Annotated in this window: 14 protein-coding genes; 9 read left to right on the top strand and 5 right to left on the bottom strand. The window is 67.7% G+C overall.

What is annotated here, in order from left to right; genetic code table 11:
• Nucleotides 1–7: 7 nt before the first annotated feature.
• The gene (locus tag A5759_RS01620) at nt 8–364 is read right to left on the bottom strand and encodes a hypothetical protein (protein WP_064394033.1); all 357 of its coding nucleotides are present in this window, start codon (nt 362–364) and stop codon (nt 8–10) included.
• A 159-nt stretch (nt 365–523) separates the two neighbouring features.
• On the opposite strand from A5759_RS01620, the gene sucB reads away from it, so the two are divergent.
• Genes sucB through A5759_RS01590 form a run of 6 tightly spaced genes read left to right on the top strand, consistent with a single transcriptional unit; the run spans nt 524 to nt 7524 of the window.
• A complete protein-coding gene (sucB, locus tag A5759_RS01615; protein ID WP_082961912.1) occupies nt 524–2407 on the top strand; it encodes a 2-oxoglutarate dehydrogenase, E2 component, dihydrolipoamide succinyltransferase in 1884 nt (627 codons plus the stop codon).
• Nucleotides 2408–2426: 19 nt separating this feature from the next.
• On the top strand, nt 2427–3332 hold the full coding sequence (locus A5759_RS01610) for a TIGR01777 family oxidoreductase (protein ID WP_068193063.1): 906 nt from the start codon (nt 2427–2429) through the stop codon (nt 3330–3332).
• Nucleotides 3333–3342: 10 nt separating this feature from the next.
• Nucleotides 3343–4023, top strand: coding sequence for a lipoyl(octanoyl) transferase LipB (gene lipB / locus A5759_RS01605; RefSeq protein ID WP_068193060.1), 681 nt, complete (start codon nt 3343–3345; stop codon nt 4021–4023).
• On the top strand, nt 4023–4949 hold the full coding sequence (gene lipA, locus A5759_RS01600; RefSeq protein WP_068193057.1) for a lipoyl synthase: 927 nt from the start codon (nt 4023–4025) through the stop codon (nt 4947–4949). Before lipB ends, lipA begins: the two co-directional genes overlap by 1 nt.
• 4 nt (nt 4950–4953) lie before the next feature.
• Nucleotides 4954–5706, top strand: coding sequence for a DUF4191 domain-containing protein (locus A5759_RS01595; RefSeq protein WP_064394038.1), 753 nt, complete (start codon nt 4954–4956; stop codon nt 5704–5706).
• Nucleotides 5707–5730: 24 nt separating this feature from the next.
• Nucleotides 5731–7524 carry an amidohydrolase gene (locus tag A5759_RS01590; protein WP_197505921.1) on the top strand — a complete coding sequence of 598 codons (1794 nt, stop codon included), beginning with the start codon at nt 5731–5733 and terminating at the stop codon, nt 7522–7524.
• 12 nt (nt 7525–7536) lie between these two features.
• Here A5759_RS01590 and A5759_RS01585 read toward each other — a convergent pair whose 3' ends face one another.
• Nucleotides 7537–8019 carry an RDD family protein gene (locus A5759_RS01585; protein WP_066842817.1) on the bottom strand — a complete coding sequence of 161 codons (483 nt, stop codon included), beginning with the start codon at nt 8017–8019 and terminating at the stop codon, nt 7537–7539.
• Nucleotides 8020–8174: 155 nt separating this feature from the next.
• Here A5759_RS01585 and glnA point away from each other — a divergent pair, with 155 nt between their 5' ends.
• The 3 genes from glnA (at nt 8175) to A5759_RS01570 (ending at nt 11260) form a co-directional block, all read left to right on the top strand.
• Nucleotides 8175–9611, top strand: a complete 1437-nt coding sequence (glnA, locus tag A5759_RS01580; RefSeq protein ID WP_064394040.1) for a type I glutamate--ammonia ligase — start codon at nt 8175–8177, stop codon at nt 9609–9611.
• An 88-nt stretch (nt 9612–9699) separates the two neighbouring features.
• Complete coding sequence (locus tag A5759_RS01575) at nt 9700–10236, top strand: DoxX family protein (protein WP_068193055.1); 537 nt, start codon at nt 9700–9702, stop codon at nt 10234–10236.
• 58 nt (nt 10237–10294) lie between these two features.
• Entirely contained in the window at nt 10295–11260 is a 966-nt protein-coding gene (locus tag A5759_RS01570) for an asparaginase (protein WP_068193165.1), read from the top strand.
• Here the strand turns inward: A5759_RS01570 and A5759_RS01565 are convergent.
• Genes A5759_RS01565 through A5759_RS01555 form a run of 3 tightly spaced genes read right to left on the bottom strand, consistent with a single transcriptional unit; the run spans nt 11257 to nt 15732 of the window.
• A complete protein-coding gene (locus A5759_RS01565) occupies nt 11257–12117 on the bottom strand; it encodes a TIGR03619 family F420-dependent LLM class oxidoreductase (RefSeq protein WP_068193162.1) in 861 nt (286 codons plus the stop codon). The two genes, A5759_RS01570 and A5759_RS01565, sit on opposite strands and share 4 nt — an antisense overlap.
• The gene (locus A5759_RS01560) at nt 12114–12749 is read right to left on the bottom strand and encodes a PaaI family thioesterase (protein WP_068193052.1); all 636 of its coding nucleotides are present in this window, start codon (nt 12747–12749) and stop codon (nt 12114–12116) included. The genes A5759_RS01565 and A5759_RS01560 overlap by 4 nt, the downstream gene beginning before the upstream one ends.
• Nucleotides 12750–12765: 16 nt before the next feature.
• Nucleotides 12766–15732 carry a bifunctional [glutamine synthetase] adenylyltransferase/[glutamine synthetase]-adenylyl-L-tyrosine phosphorylase gene (locus A5759_RS01555; RefSeq protein WP_068193049.1) on the bottom strand — a complete coding sequence of 989 codons (2967 nt, stop codon included), beginning with the start codon at nt 15730–15732 and terminating at the stop codon, nt 12766–12768.
• Nucleotides 15733–15736: the final 4 nt, after the last annotated feature.

The following is a 15736-nucleotide window of genomic DNA, read 5'->3' as shown; positions in this document are numbered from 1 at the left end:
GCGTTCGTCAGCGCTCGTCGAGTTCCCGTCGAGCAGCGCGCCGACGCTCGATGCGGCGCTTCTCGTCATAGTCCCGCATCCGCTGCGGATAGCCGACTTTCTGCACGTCGTACACCGGGATCTTCAGTCGGTCGGACAGCCGCCGCGCGCCGGCGTCTCCCCCCGCGCGTCGCCGCGTCCATTCCCCGTCGGCGGCGACCAGCACCACGGTGACGTCGGTGACGGTGGTCTTCGGTTCGACGAACGCTTCGACGCCGGTGTGCGTGGCGACCCACTGCCGAAGATAGTTCAGATCGGCGGCGGGGTCGGCACCCGAACCCCTGCCTTTACGCTTTCCGCGCCGAAACCTGTCGAGGACTCCCACTCGCGTCCGCGCTCCCTCCGATCATCTCTTTTCGATAGTGCCAGAACAGTGGGTCGGACGGTCTGCGGCGAACTGCGCGTCCGGACGTGACAGGATGGGTATGCAGACAATCACCCAGCACGACTGACGACCGTTCAAGGGAGCGAGGTAGTCAATCACATGGCCATCACCGTTGAGATGCCCGCACTCGGTGAGAGCGTTACCGAGGGGACTGTCACCCGATGGCTCAAGCAAGAGGGTGACACGGTCGAACAAGATGAGCCATTGCTCGAAGTCTCCACCGACAAGGTCGACACCGAGATCCCCGCGCCCGCTTCCGGTGTGCTGAAGAAGATCATCGCCCAGGAGGACGACACCGTCGAGGTGGGCGGCGAGTTGGCGGTCATCGGTGATGCCGACGACGGCGACTCCGGAGGATCCGACGACTCCGAGGAAGCGTCGGACGACGAGGACCAAGGGTCCGACGACGCGCAGCCCGCCGAGGAGGAGAAGCCCGCCGAGGAACCGGCCGCGCAGCCCGAGCCCGCAGCCGAAGAGACCGAAGACGAGCCCGAGCCCGACGACAAGGACGAGGAAAAGCCCGCCGCGAAGTCCTCGGGTGAGTCTTCGGGTAAGTCGACGCCGGTCCTGATGCCCGAACTCGGCGAGTCGGTGACCGAAGGCACCGTGACCCGCTGGCTGAAGAAGGTCGGCGACAGCGTGGAGATCGACGAACCGCTGCTCGAGGTGTCGACCGACAAGGTTGATACCGAAATTCCGTCGCCCGTGGCGGGCACCTTGATCTCGATCACCGCCGAAGAGGACGACACCGTCGAGGTGGGCGGCGAGCTGGCCAAGATCGGTGATGCCGACGCAGAAGCCGAGCCCGAGCCCGAGCCGGAACCAGAGCCAGAGCCAGAGCCAGAGCCGGAGCCTGAGCCGGAACCAGAGCCTGAGCCCGAACCCAAGGAAGAGAAGAAGCCGGAACCGAAGGAAGACAAGAAGCCGGAACCGGCGCAGGAGTCCAAGCCGGAACCGAAGCCCGAACCGAAGCCCGAACCCAAATCCGAGTCCAAGTCCGAACCGCAGCCGGCAAGCGAGTCCGGGCCCTACGTCACCCCGTTGGTGCGAAAGTTGGCCGCGGAGAACAACGTTGACCTCGCCAGCGTGAAGGGCACCGGGGTCGGCGGCCGCATCCGCAAGCAGGACGTGCTCGCGGCCGCGGAGGCCGGCAAGAAACCGGCGGCGTCGACCGAACAGGCGGCCGAGGCCCCGGGCAGGTCGCCCGCGGCGGCGAAAGCGCCCGCGGATGCCGACGCGTCGGCGGCGTCGCTCGCACACCTGCGCGGCACCACCCAGAAGGCCACCCGGATCCGGCAGCTGACCGCGAAGAAGACGCGCGAATCCCTGCAGGCGACAGCGCAATTGACGCAGACCCACGAGGTCGACATGACCAGGATCGTGTCGCTGCGGGCGCGGGCGAAGGCGGGGTTCGCCGAACGCGAGGGCGTCAACCTGACGTACCTGCCGTTCATCGCCGTCGCCGTCATCGACGCGCTCAAGGCGCATCCCAACGTGAACGCCAGCTACAACGAGGAAACCAAGGAGATCACCTACTACGACGCCGAGCATCTCGGTATCGCGGTCGACACGGAGCAGGGTCTGCTCTCGCCGGTCATCAAGAACGCCGGTGACCTGTCGCTGGCCGGGCTGGCCCGCGCGATCTCCGACATCGCCGCGCGCGCCAGGTCAAGTGACCTCAAGCCCGACGAGCTGTCCGGCGGGACGTTCACCATCACCAACATCGGCAGCCAGGGCGCGCTGTTCGACACGCCGATCCTGGTGCCGCCGCAGGCGGCGATGCTGGGAACCGGCGCGATCGTCAAGCGGCCGAGGGTGATCGCCGACGAGTTCGGCAACGAGTCGATCGGTGTGCGTTCGGTGTGCTACCTACCGCTGACATACGACCACCGGCTGATCGACGGTGCCGATGCGGGGCGCTTCCTGACCACCATCAAGCGTCGCCTAGAAGAGGGCGCATTCGAGGCCGATCTGGGTCTCTAGAACGCCTCTAGAGAATCTCGTGTCCGAACCCGTCATCGCGATCGCGGGATCGTCCGGTCTGATCGGCACGGCTCTGGTCTACGCGTTGCGCGCCACCGACCACCGTGTGCTGCGCATCGTCCGGCGCGCACCGTCGAACGCCGACGAGGTGTTCTGGAATCCCGACACCGGCGAATTCGACCCGGCGATGCTGGCCGGGGTGGACGCCGTGGTCAACATGTGCGGGGTCAACGTCGGCGAGAAGCGATGGTCGGGCGCCTTCAAGCAGAGCCTGCGGGACAGCCGCATCGGCCCGACCGAGGTGCTGGCCACCGCGGTCGCCGAGGCCGGGGTTCCGGTGCTGGTCAACGCCAGCGCGGTCGGCTATTACGGCGACACCGGTTCCCAGATCACCGACGAGACCGCCCCGGCAGGTGACGGGTTCCTCGCCCACCTGTGCGTGGACTGGGAGGCCGCCACCTGGCCAGCTCGTCAGGACGGCGCCCGGGTGGTGTTCGTGCGCTCGGGGCTGGTGCTGGCACAAGCCGGAGGCATGCTCGGCAGGCTCAAGCCACTGTTCTCCGTGGGACTGGGCGCTCGGCTGGGCAACGGCCGCCAGTACATGCCGTGGATCAGCCTCGAGGACGAGATCCGCGCGCTGTTGTTCGCGATATCGCACGACGAGCTGTCGGGTCCGGTGAACCTCACCGGCCCGGCGCCTGTCACCAACGCCGAGTTCACCACGGCGTTGGGCCGCGCCGTCAACCGCCCGACACCGCTGATGGTGCCGGGGTTCGCGTTGCGCGCCGCGATGGGCGAGTTCGCCGACGAAGGTCTGCTCGGCGGTCAACGCGCCATCCCCGCCGCGCTCGAGCGGGCCGGATTCGTTTTCCACCACAACACCATTGGTGAAGCATTGGCGTTCGCCACCGCGCGCCCGGAGTAGCGTCGAGGGCATGACGCATTCGATCCGGTCGGCGACGGTGCCGGTCGAGGTGCGCCGACTCGGTTCGGTCGACTACGAGAACGCCTGGCAGCTGCAGCGAGCGATCGCCGACCAGCGCGTGGCGGGCGGCCCGGACACCCTGCTGCTGCTCGAGCACCCGCCGGTGTACACCGCCGGGCGGCGCACGCTCGCCGAGGAGCGGCCGAATCCCGGGACCGGCGGCACTCCCGTCATCGACACCGACCGCGGCGGAAAGATCACCTGGCACGGCCCGGGCCAACTCGTCGGCTATCCGATCATCGGCCTTGCCGAACCGCTCGACGTCGTCAACTTCGTGCGACGGCTCGAGGAGTCGCTGATCAAGGTCTGCACCGACCTCGGTGTGCGGACCGGCCGGGTGGAGGGCCGCTCCGGAGTGTGGGTCGCTGCCGATGAGAACGGCCCGGCCCGCAAGATCGGCGCCATCGGCATCCGGGTGTCGCGGGCGACCACCCTGCACGGATTCGCGCTCAACTGCGACTGTGACCTGACGGCGTTCAACGCGATCGTGCCGTGCGGCATCGCCGACGCCGGGGTGACTTCGCTGTCAGCCGAACTGGGGCGCCGCGTCGCGGTCTCCGACGTCATCGACCGGGTGGCCGACGCCGTGTGCGATGCGCTCGACGGTCGGCTAGAGGTAGCGTTGACGTAGTGACTGTCGTTCCTGAAGGTCGGAAACTGCTGCGTCTCGAGGTCCGCAACGCCGAGACGCCGATCGAGCGCAAGCCGCCGTGGATCAAGACCCGCGCCAAGATGGGCCCGGAGTACCAGGAACTCAAGGCGCTGGTGAAGCGCGAGGGTCTGCACACGGTCTGCGAAGAGGCCGGCTGCCCCAACATCTTCGAATGCTGGGAGGACCGCGAGGCCACGTTCCTCATCGGCGGTGAGCAGTGCACCCGTCGCTGCGATTTCTGCCAGATCGACACCGGCAAGCCGACCGAACTCGACCGCGACGAGCCCCGCCGCGTCGCCGAGAGCGTGCAGGCGATGGGACTGCGCTACTCGACCGTGACCGGTGTGGCCCGCGACGACCTGCCCGACGGTGGGGCGTGGCTGTACGCCGAGACGGTGCGCGCAATCAAGGCGCTCAACCCCAACACCGGTGTCGAGTTGCTGATCCCCGACTTCAACGGTGAGCCGGACCTGCTGCAGCAGGTGTTCGAGTCCCGTCCAGAAGTGTTGGCGCACAACGTCGAAACGGTCCCGCGGATCTTCAAGCGCATCCGGCCCGCGTTTCGCTACGAGCGCAGCCTCGACGTGCTGACCGCGGCGCGTGACTTCGGGCTGGTGACGAAGTCGAATCTGATCCTCGGGATGGGCGAGACGCCCGACGAGGTGCGGGCCGCGCTGACCGATCTGTACGACGCGGGCTGCCACATCGTCACGATCACCCAGTACCTGCGGCCGTCGGTGCGCCACCACCCGGTGGAGCGTTGGGTGCACCCCGACGAGTTCGTCGAGCATGAGCAGTTCGCGCAGCGCCTCGGCTTCGCCGGTGTGTTGGCCGGACCCCTGGTGCGCTCGTCGTACCGTGCGGGTCGGTTGTACGCCCAGGCCAAATCGGCGTCCGTATCCTGAAGCAATGGCGAAAACCCGCGATCCAAAGGCACTGAAGGCTGCGAAGGCCGAAGCCAAGGCGGCTCGTAAGGCGGCGTCCAAACAGCGCCGCAGCCAGCTGTGGCAGGCGTTCCAGATTCAGCGTAAAGAGGACAAGCGTCTGCTGCCGTACATGATCGGCGCATTCGTGCTGATCGTCGCCGCTTCGGTGGCGCTCGGCATCTTCGCGGGCGGCTTCACCACCTACATGATGATTCCGCTCGGCATTGTGCTCGGGGCGCTGGTCGCGTTCATCATCTTCGGCAGGCGTGCGCAGAAGTCGGTGTACAGCAAGGCCGAGGGCCAGACGGGCGCAGCGGCCTGGGCGCTGGACAACATGCGGGGCAAGTGGCGGGTGACGCCCGGTGTCGCGGCGACGGGCCACTTCGACGCGGTGCACCGGGTGATCGGCAGGCCGGGGGTCATCTTCGTCGGTGAGGGGTCGCCGTCGCGCGTGCGACCGCTGCTGGCGCAGGAGAAGAAGCGCACGGCTCGACTGGTCGGCGACACCCCGATTTACGACGTCATCATCGGCAACGGCGAGGGTGAAGTACCGCTGGCCAAGCTGGAGCGCCACCTGAACAAGCTGCCCGCGAACATCACCGTCAAGCAGTTGGACGCGCTGGAGTCGCGGCTGGCCGCGCTGGGCACCAAGGTCGGGCCCGCCGCGATGCCCAAGGGCCCGCTGCCGGCGCAGGCCAAGATGCGGGGCGTGCAGCGCACGGTGAGGCGGCGGTAGGGCAGCTCCGGCCGGACGCGCGGTATGTGCACCGCCTGCGAATGGGCAGGCTATTTCGCGAATCGACGCACCGTGTTGCGCGCGGGCGCGGTGGTGCTCGCCGCGACCGCAGCCAGCGCCTGCTCTCCGAGCGCCCCGTCCGGGAGCGGCTCCGACGCCACGGGCACCGATGGCGCGGCCCACTACGTGTTCCGCAACGGCCCGATCTACACCGTCGCAGGCCCGGCGCAGTGGGCGCAGGCGGTGGCGGTGCGGGGCAACACCATCACCCACGTCGGCGACGAGGCGGGCGCGATGGCGCTCGTCGGTCCCGACACCCGGGTGGTCGACCTGCAGGGCCGGCTGCTGATGCCCGGCTTCGTCGAGGGCCACACCCACCCTTTCCTCGGCGCGTTCCTCACGTCGGGTGTCGACCTGCAGGTGCCGACGGGCGCGGAGGCGCTGGCCGCGATCGAGCAGTACGCGGAAAAAAATCCGACCGGACCGGTGCGCGGATTCGGTTGGCGCGTCGACATGTTCGGTCCCGACGGACCTAATCGCGCCGACCTCGACCGCGTGCTGCCCGACCGGCCGGGCTTCTTCTTCGCCATCGACGGGCACAGCCTGTGGGCCAACAGCAAGGCGCTCGAGATCGCAGGCGTCGGCCGCGACACCCCGGATCCGATCCCGGGGTTCAGCTATTACGCACGCGACGGCAACGGCGATCCGACCGGATATGTGCTCGAGGTCAACGCCGTTCTCGGTCTCGTCGATGCGATCGAGCCGATCGCACCGGAGACCATGGGGCGGTTGCTCGAAGAATGGCTGCCGAAGGCGTCCGCGGCCGGCATCACGTCGGTGTTCGACGCCGGCGTGCCACCTATCGGCTCCGATCAGGGCGCGCTGATCGGCGTGTACACCGACGTCGAGAACCGCGGACAGCTGCCGTTCCGCGTGGTGGCCTCTTACAGCGTGCGATCGGCGCCGGTGGACGACGTCGTACAGGTGATGACCGACATCAGGGATCGGTTTACGACCGACCTGGTGCGCGCCGACGTCGTCAAGATCGTCGGTGACGGAACACAGGGCGGATACACCGCATGGCTCATCGAGCCTTATGCCGACAAACCCGATTCCACGGGCGGATCCCCGTTCACCGAGCAGCAGTGGCACCAGCTCATCGGCCGGATCGACGCCGCGGGTTTCGACGTGCACGTACACGCCTGCGGGGAACGCACCGCCCGCGTCGCCCTCGATGCGATCGAGCGCGCCGCGGCCGCCAATCCGCCGCGCGACCGCAGGCATGTGATCGCGCACCTGGTCTACGTCGAGGACCCCGACAGTCGTCGCTTCGGCGAACTCGGCGTCGTCGCCCAGTTCTCGGCCAACTGGATGTCCGCCGATCCGGACACGCTGCAGAACATGGCTGCCCGGTACGGGCCACCACGACAGAACCTGATGTATCGCCCCCAAGACGTCTTGAAGTCGGGCGGGCGCATCTCGCTGGGTACCGACTGGCCGGCCGCGGGCTATTTCTCGACCTACAAACCGCTCGATGCGATCCAGATCGGTGTCACCCGTCAGCTGATCGGCCAACCGGATGCGCCGGTGCTGGCGCCCGCGAACCAACGGCTGACCGTCGCGGAGGCGGTGCACGCCAACACGCTGGGCGCGGCCTATCAGATCCGGATGGACGACAAGGTGGGTTCGCTCGAGGTCGGCAAGCTCGCGGACATGATCGTCGTGAGCGAGAACATCTTCGCGATCGACCCGCACGACATCGCCGGGGCGGACGTCGCGATGACGATGATGAACGGCCAGATCCGCCACGAGGCCTGACGTTCGGCGCCGTCAGCGTCGGACCACCGCCGTGTTGCTGAAGCGGTCCTGGTAGCCGCGGAAGTCCCTGTCGGTGAACAGCGCGGGTATGACGAAGAACACCAGCAGCCCGCGCACCGCGGCACGGCCGACGCCGACGTGCTGGCGGTGGTCGACCGAGGCGACCCGCAGACCGAGCGCCCACTGCCCGGGGGTGAAGCCGTACAACCGCACCGAGACGATGCCGAGCAGCAGCCACACCGCCGCGATGGACGTCGACCCCAGCGGTGAGTACAGGAGATCGTCCTTGCTGATGAATCCGAGGTTCACGGCGAGCCCCACCAGCCCGTATGCGATGAACCAGTCGAGCATCAGCGCGCCGATTCGCCTGCCGAACCGGGCGATGGACCCGGGGCCGGTCTCCGGTAAACCGAGGCGCTTGCCGGGATAGTCGTTGGGTCCCGCGTCGCTGGTCGGATCCGGTCCCGACAGCCAGGACCCGAGTGTGCGGGCCATACACTGAAGGATATGGGACTGAAAAGAAGTCCATTGGCCGCCTGCGACTGGCCCTGATGTGATTGCGTAACTTCAGCGCAACATTCGGTTGACGACCGTGCAACATCGTGTCCTTAGCGTCAACGCGCGAGTTACTGGATAAAGGAGACAACTCAGTGGCAGAAAAGACGGCCGACGACATTCTCAAGCTCATCAAGGACGGGGAAGTCGAGTACGTCGACATCCGATTCTGTGATCTGCCCGGCGTCGTCCAGCACTTCTCGATCCCGGCTTCGGCCTTCACCCAGGACGTCTTCGAGGACGGCCTGGCCTTCGACGGCTCGTCGGTCCGCGGCTTCCAGTCGATCCACGAGTCCGACATGATGCTGCTTCCGGATCCCGAGACCGCACGCATCGACCCGTTCCGCGCCGCCAAGACGCTGAACATGAACTTCTTCGTGCACGATCCGTTCACCCGCGAGGCCTACTCGCGCGATCCCCGCAACGTCGCCCGCAAGGCGGAGAACTACCTGGCCAGCACTGGCATCGCCGACACCGCGTACTTCGGCGCCGAGGCCGAGTTCTACATCTTCGACTCGGTGACCTTCGATTCGCGGATCAACGGCACCTTCTACGAGGTGGACTCGGAGTCGGGCTGGTGGAACACCGGTGAGCCGCTGGAGGCCGACGGCAGTCCCAACCGCGGCTACAAGGTCCGGCCCAAGGGCGGCTACTTCCCCGTCGCGCCCTACGACCACTACGTCGATCTGCGCGACCAGATGGCGACCAACCTGCAGAACGCGGGCTTCGTTCTCGAGCGTGGCCACCATGAGGTCGGCACCGCGGGCCAGGCCGAGATCAACTACAAGTTCAACACCATGCTGCATGCGGCCGACGATGTGCTGCTGTTCAAATACATCATCAAGAACACCGCCTGGCAGGCCGGCAAGACGGTGACGTTCATGCCCAAGCCGCTGTTCGGTGACAACGGCTCCGGTATGCATGCGCACCAGTCGCTGTGGAAGGACGGCCAGCCGCTGTTCCACGACGAGTCCGGCTACGCGGGACTGTCCGACCTCGCCCGCCACTACATCGGCGGCATCCTGCACCACGCGCCGTCGCTGCTGGCGTTCACCAACCCGACGGTGAACTCCTACAAGCGGCTGGTTCCGGGCTACGAGGCGCCGATCAACCTGGTGTACAGCCAGCGCAACCGGTCGGCGTGTGTGCGTATCCCGATCACCGGCAACAATCCGAAGGCCAAGCGCCTCGAGTTCCGCTGCCCGGACAGCTCGGGCAACCCGTACCTGGCGTTCGCGGCCATGCTGATGGCAGGCATCGACGGGATCAAGAAGAAGATCGAGCCGCTGACGCCGGTCGACAAGGACCTCTACGAGCTGCCGCCGGAGGAGGCCGCCAACATTCCGCAGGCGCCCACCTCGCTGTCGGCGGTCATCGACAAGCTCGAAGAGGACCACGACTACCTCACCGAGGGCGGGGTGTTCACCGAGGACCTGATCGAGACGTGGATCTCCTACAAGCGGGAGAACGAGATCATGCCGATCCAGATCCGGCCGCATCCGTACGAGGTTGCGCTGTACTTCGATGTGTAACCGAGCCGGGTAAACATCAGTCGACACTTCGGGTCGGGCGAGTCAAATCGCCCGGCCCGAAGTGCGTCTGCGCGTAGGGTAAACGCGCATGACGACCTTCGACGCACGCCTTTCCAGCTACTCGTCGCCGCTTCTCAGCCTCTTCCGGATCATCGCCGGGCTGATGTTCTTTCTGCATGGCACCATGAAGATCTTCGGTTGGCCGATCGGTGAAGCCATTCCCGTCGGCACCTGGCCACTGTGGTGGGCCGGCCTGATCGAACTCGTGGCGGGGCTGCTGATCACCGTCGGATTGTTCACGCGCATAGCGGCTTTCATCGCTTCCGGTGAGATGGCGGTGGCGTACTTCTGGATGCACTGGCCGCCGCTCGAGGGTCCTCCTGCCAGCTTCTGGCCATTCGAGAACGGCGGGGAGGCCGTGCTTTTGTACTGCTTCGGGTTTCTCGCGATCGCCGGCCTGGGGGCGGGTGCCTGGTCGGCCGACGCCCGCCGCCGCACCCGAGTCGGTGGCGCGGCGCCCGGACGCGTGGTCACCGGCACCGCCGCACCGGCCGCCACTGCGGGGCCGGCCGCCACTGCTGCGCCGGTTCGGCGTCGCGGCCTGCTGAGCCGTTTTCGGCGGTGACGCGCGGATGCGCAGAGGACTTCTGGCGGCCGCGGTAGCGGTCGCGACGGTGACGAGCATGCTCGGTCCGGCGGCATCGCCTGCCGGTGCCCAGAACGCCCGCCTGGTCGTGATCACCACCGGCGGCACGATCTCGACGAGCACCGATCCCAGCGGTGTGCGGCGGCCGACCGTCGGCGGTGAGGAACTCGCCGCCGGGCTGGACGTCGAGATCGTCGATTTGATGCAGAAGGACAGCTCGCAGCTGACCCCCGCGGATTGGGACGCGATCGGCGGTGCCGCCAAGGACGCGGTTTCCAAAGGCGCCGACGGCGTGGTCATCACTCACGGCACCGACACTATGGAGGACACCGCGATGTGGCTGGACGTCACGTACCGCGGTGGCCCGCCGATCGTGTTGACCGGTGCGCAGCGGTCCTCCGACGCCCCCGACGCCGACGGACCCAAGAACCTGCGGGACGCACTGACCGTTGCGGCCAGTCCGGCCGCTCGCGAGCAGGGTGTGTTGATCGCGTTCGACGGCACCGTGTTTCAGGCACTGGGCACCCGAAAGATGGACACCGCGATGCTGTCGGCGTTCGCGGGCGCACCGATCGGCACGGTCGGCGGCGACACGTTCACCCTGACCCAGCCGGCGCGACGCCCGTTCATCGCCGAGGTTTCGGCGGCCAACGCGCCGCGCGTCGACATCGTCGCGGCCTATCCGGGCGACGGGCCAGGACCGATCGACGCCGCCGTCGCATCGGGCGCGCGCGGAATCGTGGTGGAGGCGTTGGGTTCCGGGAACGCCGGCGAGGGCGTGGTGGACGCGGTCCGTCGGCATGCGCCTGCCGGCGTCGCATTCGCGATCTCGACGCGCGTTCCGACCGGTCCCGTCGAAGCCGCGTACGGACCCGGCGACGACATGGTCAAGGCGGGAGCGGTGATGGTGCCGACCCTTCGGCCCAGTCAGGCCAGGGTGCTGGTGATGGCGGCGCTGGCCGCGGGCCAACCGGTGGGCGACGTGATCGCTCGTTGGGGCTAGCTGTCGAGCCGAAGGTCCTTGCGGAACCGCTTCATCCCGTCGATCTTCTCGGCCAACGAGGCTGCCGGGCCGGCGTAGAACATCCACGGCATGGTGATGATGCCGGTGATGCCGCCTGCTTCGGCGCGGTCGAAATGATCGGGGGTGAACGCGTCGGTCAGCGGGGTCAGCACCTCGAAACCGTCCATGGTCAACCCCTTTTCGGCGCGTAGGTCGCGCAGCGTGGCGACGCGTTCGAGGGCACGGTCGGTGGTGATCAGGTCGCCGATCCAGCCGTCGTGGCGCGCCGCGCGGCGAAGCGCGATATCGGAGAGCCCGCCGACGTACACCGGGATCGGCGGCGGTGTCGGCTCCATCTCCAGCTTCGGCGTTGTGTAGAACTCGCCGTCGAACTCCGTCCAGCCCGGTTTCCAGAGTTCCTTCATCAGCTCGAGCATCTCGTCGGTGCGTTTACCGCGCCGCGCGAACTGCTGACCCATCAGCGTGAACTCCTCCTCACACCAGCCGACGCCGATGCCGAGTTCGAGTCGGCCGCCGGCCAGGACGGCTGCGGTGCCGATCGCCTTCGCCGCCGAGTAGGGGTCGCGCATCGCGGGCAGATACACGGTGGTGACGAACCGCGACTGTGACGTGACGAGGGCCAGCCCGCCAATCAGCACCCACGGATCGGGCCAGTCGGTGAACGCCTCCCAGCGCCTGCTGCCGTCCTTGGTGTAGGGGTACGGGGTCTCCAATGTCTCGAGGTTGACGACGTGGTCCGGGATACCGAGGCCTTCATAGCCGAGGTCGTCTGCCGCCTTGGCGATCTCGACGACCTCTGCGGTGTCGAGGAAAGCCAGGCTGACATAGAACTTCATCCGGCGTCCCTCGCCCACGCCGGCTGGATGAACACACCCTCAGCCTCAACCGTGGGCCCCTGTGCGTCGAGCAAATATCCGCGGGCGAACGTCTTGACCCCCTCGGTCCGTTCCACGAACGCCTCCGCGCGCAGCGGTCCCAGCGGTGTGCCGCGCAGATAGCGCAGCGAGATGGTGCCGGTGAACTTCGGCTGGGTAAGGCCGTCACTGGCGGCCTCGCCCAGTAGATGATCGAGCACCAATGCGCAGATGCCACCGTGCACCCATCCCGGCGGCCCCTCATAGGCGCCGCTCAGTGTGAACTCACTCCAGCAGCGACCATCCTGTTCGTGGTGGATCACCATCGGCGGTGCGATCGCATTACGCAGTCCCACAGCGGGATTCGCCCACGCCAGCGGACGGCCGGTGGCCTCGTGCCGCAGGGTCGAGGACACCGGGCGCTGTGTGCTCTCGAGAATCTGCGTGACGGCCTCGATCTTGGCCTGCGCGTCCGCGACGGCGGTCTCGTCGATCTCGGTGTGCAGGCTCGCATAGATCAGTCGGCGCACTGCCTCGGTCAGCGGACCGTACAGCGCACGCTGGCGCTCGTACTCCTCGTCGGTGATCACGTCGAACCCGAAATCCATGCTCATCGGCTGTGCCTATCCACTATGTCTCGCCACCGAAAACCTTGCGCACGACGGCTTTTGCCCGCCTTGTCACCCGCAGGTAATTGTCGAGGAACTCGCCCCCGTCGTCGCTGTCCCAGCCGGCGGCCACCGCGACGGCGTTGAGCTGGCGTCCCGGTCCGGGTAGTTGGTCGGTCGGCTTGCCGCGCACCAGAACCAACGCGTTACGCGCCGCGGTCGCGGTCAGCCAGGCCTGACGCAGCAGTTCGACATCGCCCTCGGCGATCAGCTCGGCGGCGCCGATCGCGTTCAGCGACTGCAGCGTCGACGTGTTGTGCAGCGCGGACACCTTGTGCGCGTAACGCAACTGCAGCAGCTGTACCGTCCACTCGATGTCGGTGAGGCCTCCGCGCCCGAGTTTGGTGTGCGTATTCGGATCGGCTCCCCGTGGCAGCCGTTCGGCGTCCACCCGAGCCTTGATCCGCCGGATCTCCTGCACCGCTTCGGCCGACACCCCGCCAGGTGGGTACCGGATCTTGTCGATCATCAACAGGAACCGCTCCCCCAGGTCCAGATCGCCAGCGACGCGGTGGGCCCGCAGCAGCGCCTGCACCTCCCACGTCTGCGCGTAGCGCTCGTAGTAGGCCTGATACGAGGACAGCGTGCGCACCAGCGGACCGTTGCGACCCTCCGGCCGCAGGTTCGCGTCGACCTCCAGCGGCGGATCCGAACTCGGTGTCCCGAGCAGGGACCTCACCTGTTCGGCGACCGTCACCGCCCACTTCACCGCGGCCGACTCGTCAACTCCGGCTTCGGGTTCACACACGAAGAGCACGTCGGCGTCCGAACCGTAGCCCAGTTCACCGCCGCCGAGGCGGCCCATGCCGATCACCGCGATCTTGGCCAGCGCCCCCCGGTCCGACGTCTGGGCGCGGATGACCGTTTCCAGCGCGGCCTGCAGCACCGCGACCCAGACCGACGACAGCGCGCGACACACCTCGGTGACTTCGAGCATGCCCAGCAGGTCCGCGGAGGCGATCCGCGCGAGCTCTCGTCGACGCAACGTGCGCGCCGCCGCGATCGCCCGCTGCGGCTCGGAATACCTTGCGGCCGAAGCGACAAGCGCCCGCGCCACCGCGTCGGGTTCGGCGTCGAGCAGTTTGGGCCCGTTGGGGCCGTCGGCGTAGGACTGGATGACTTCCGGGGCCCGCATGAGCAACTCCGGAACGTAGGCCGACGTGCCGAGCACCTGCATGAGGCGTTTGGCGACGGCGCCCTCGTCGCGCAGCGTCGCCAGGAACCACCGCTGTTCGGACAGCGCATCGCTGATGCGGCGGTAGGACAGCAGCCCCGCATCGGGGTCGGGGGTGTCCGACAGCCAGTTGAGCAGCGTCGGCAACAAGACCTGCTGTACGCGGCCACGCCGGGCGCTACTCCCGGTGAGAGCGGCCAGGTGCGTCAATGCGCTCTGCGGGCCTTCGTACCCCAGTGCGGCCAGCTGCCGTTCGGCGGCCGCCTGCGTCATACCGTCCGAGATGCTCACTGCCGGTTGCCCGACGGACTCCAGAAGCGGTTGGTAGAACAGCTTTTCGTGCAACCGCGACACCCGCAGGCTCTGGCGCTTGAGCTCTTCGCGCAGCACGCCAAGCGCATCGCGCGTGCCGTCGGGCCGCACGTGTGCTGCCCTGGCCAGCCAGCGCAGCGACTCGTCGTCGTCCTCGTCGGGAAGCAGGTGGGTGCGCACCATCCGCTGCAGCTGTAGCCGGTGCTCGAGCAGGCGCAGGAATTCATACGACGCGGTCAGGTTGGCGGCGTCGTCGCGTCCGACGTATCCGCGCTCACCGAGTGCGGCCAGCGCGGCCACCGTCGATGAGACGTGCAGCCGCTCGTCGTTGCGGCCGTGCACCAATTGCAGGAGCTGCACGGCGAATTCGACGTCGCGCAGCCCGCCGGTGCCCAGTTTGATCTCCCGCGAGCGTTGCCCGGCGGGCACGAGCTCCTCGACCCGCCTCCTCATCGCCTGCACTTCGGGGACGAAGTCCTCGCGCTCGCTGGCCGTCCACACCATCGGCATCAGGGCGTCGACGTAGGCCTGACCGAGTTCAGGGTCGCCCGCGGCCGGCCGCGCCTTCAGCAATGCCTGGAACTCCCACGTTTTGGCCCAGCGCTCGTAGTAGGCGACGTGCGAGTCCAGCGTGCGCACCAGCTGGCCGTGTTTGCCTTCGGGCCGCAGCGCCGCGTCGACTTCGAAGAACGCGTCGGCCGCGAACCGCATCAGCTCGCCGGCGACCCGGGTCGCCAACGCGTCGGCGGGCTCGGCGACGAAGATGACGTCGACGTCGCTGACGTAGTTCAGTTCGCGCGCACCGCATTTGCCCATCGCGATGATCGCGATCCGGGGCGGCGACTCGCCCCCGGTCGTCTTGATCGCGAGGTGCAGTGCGGCGGCCAGTGCCGCGTCGGCGAGGTCCGACAGGTGCTCGCCGATGGTCGGGAAGGGCAGGACCGGTTCGTTCTCCACCGTCGGTGCCAGGTCCAGGCTGGCCAGCACCAGCACCCGGTCGCGGTAGAGCTTGCGCAGCGGCTGCAGCGCGGTCGACGTGTCGGACGCCTCGTCGGCCAGCGCGACGAACATCTCGCGCAGCGCGTCACGGGTCGGCAGGGCGACGTCACCGGCGAGCAACCGCCAGTTCTCCGGAGTCGCGATGAGGTGGTCACCGAGGGCCAACGAGGAACCCAGCAGGCTGAACAGCCGGCCCCGCAGGCTTTTGTCGGTGAGCAGAGCCCGGTTGAGTTCGTCCCAACCATCGCCCATCGCCTCGGCCAACCGGACCATCGTGCGCAGCGCGGTATCGGCGTCGGGGGCACGCGACAACGACCACAGAAGCTCGACGTGCGCGTCGGTGTTCCAACCCAACAGGTCGAGTTCCGCGGGCGCGGTGGGTTCGACGAGCCCCAACCGGCCTGCGCTCGGCAGCTTCGGACGCTGCGTCGCTGGTTTGGCCACGCCT

Origin of the sequence: Mycobacterium sp. 852014-52144_SCH5372336, assembly GCF_001665615.1 — a bacterium.
GTDB classification, from domain to species: domain Bacteria; phylum Actinomycetota; class Actinomycetes; order Mycobacteriales; family Mycobacteriaceae; genus Mycobacterium; species Mycobacterium neumannii_A.
This window is presented reverse-complemented; position numbering and strand designations above follow the sequence as displayed.

Bases quoted from the DNA above. Each gene is read 5' to 3' on its own strand.
- sucB (WP_082961912.1), top strand. From the start codon at position 524: ATGGCCATCACCGTTGAGATGCCCGCACTCGGTGAGAGCGTTACCGAG.
- lipB (WP_068193060.1), top strand. From the start codon at position 3,343: ATGACGCATTCGATCCGGTCGGCGACGGTGCCGGTCGAGGTGCGCCGA.
- A5759_RS01595 (WP_064394038.1), top strand. From the start codon at position 4,954: ATGGCGAAAACCCGCGATCCAAAGGCACTGAAGGCTGCGAAGGCCGAA.
- A5759_RS01590 (WP_197505921.1), top strand. From the start codon at position 5,731: ATGTGCACCGCCTGCGAATGGGCAGGCTATTTCGCGAATCGACGCACC.
- A5759_RS01585 (WP_066842817.1), bottom strand. From the start codon at position 8,019: ATGGCCCGCACACTCGGGTCCTGGCTGTCGGGACCGGATCCGACCAGC.
- A5759_RS01575 (WP_068193055.1), top strand. From the start codon at position 9,700: ATGACGACCTTCGACGCACGCCTTTCCAGCTACTCGTCGCCGCTTCTC.
- A5759_RS01570 (WP_068193165.1), top strand. From the start codon at position 10,295: ATGCTCGGTCCGGCGGCATCGCCTGCCGGTGCCCAGAACGCCCGCCTG.
- A5759_RS01565 (WP_068193162.1), bottom strand. From the start codon at position 12,117: ATGAAGTTCTATGTCAGCCTGGCTTTCCTCGACACCGCAGAGGTCGTC.
- A5759_RS01560 (WP_068193052.1), bottom strand. From the start codon at position 12,749: ATGAGCATGGATTTCGGGTTCGACGTGATCACCGACGAGGAGTACGAG.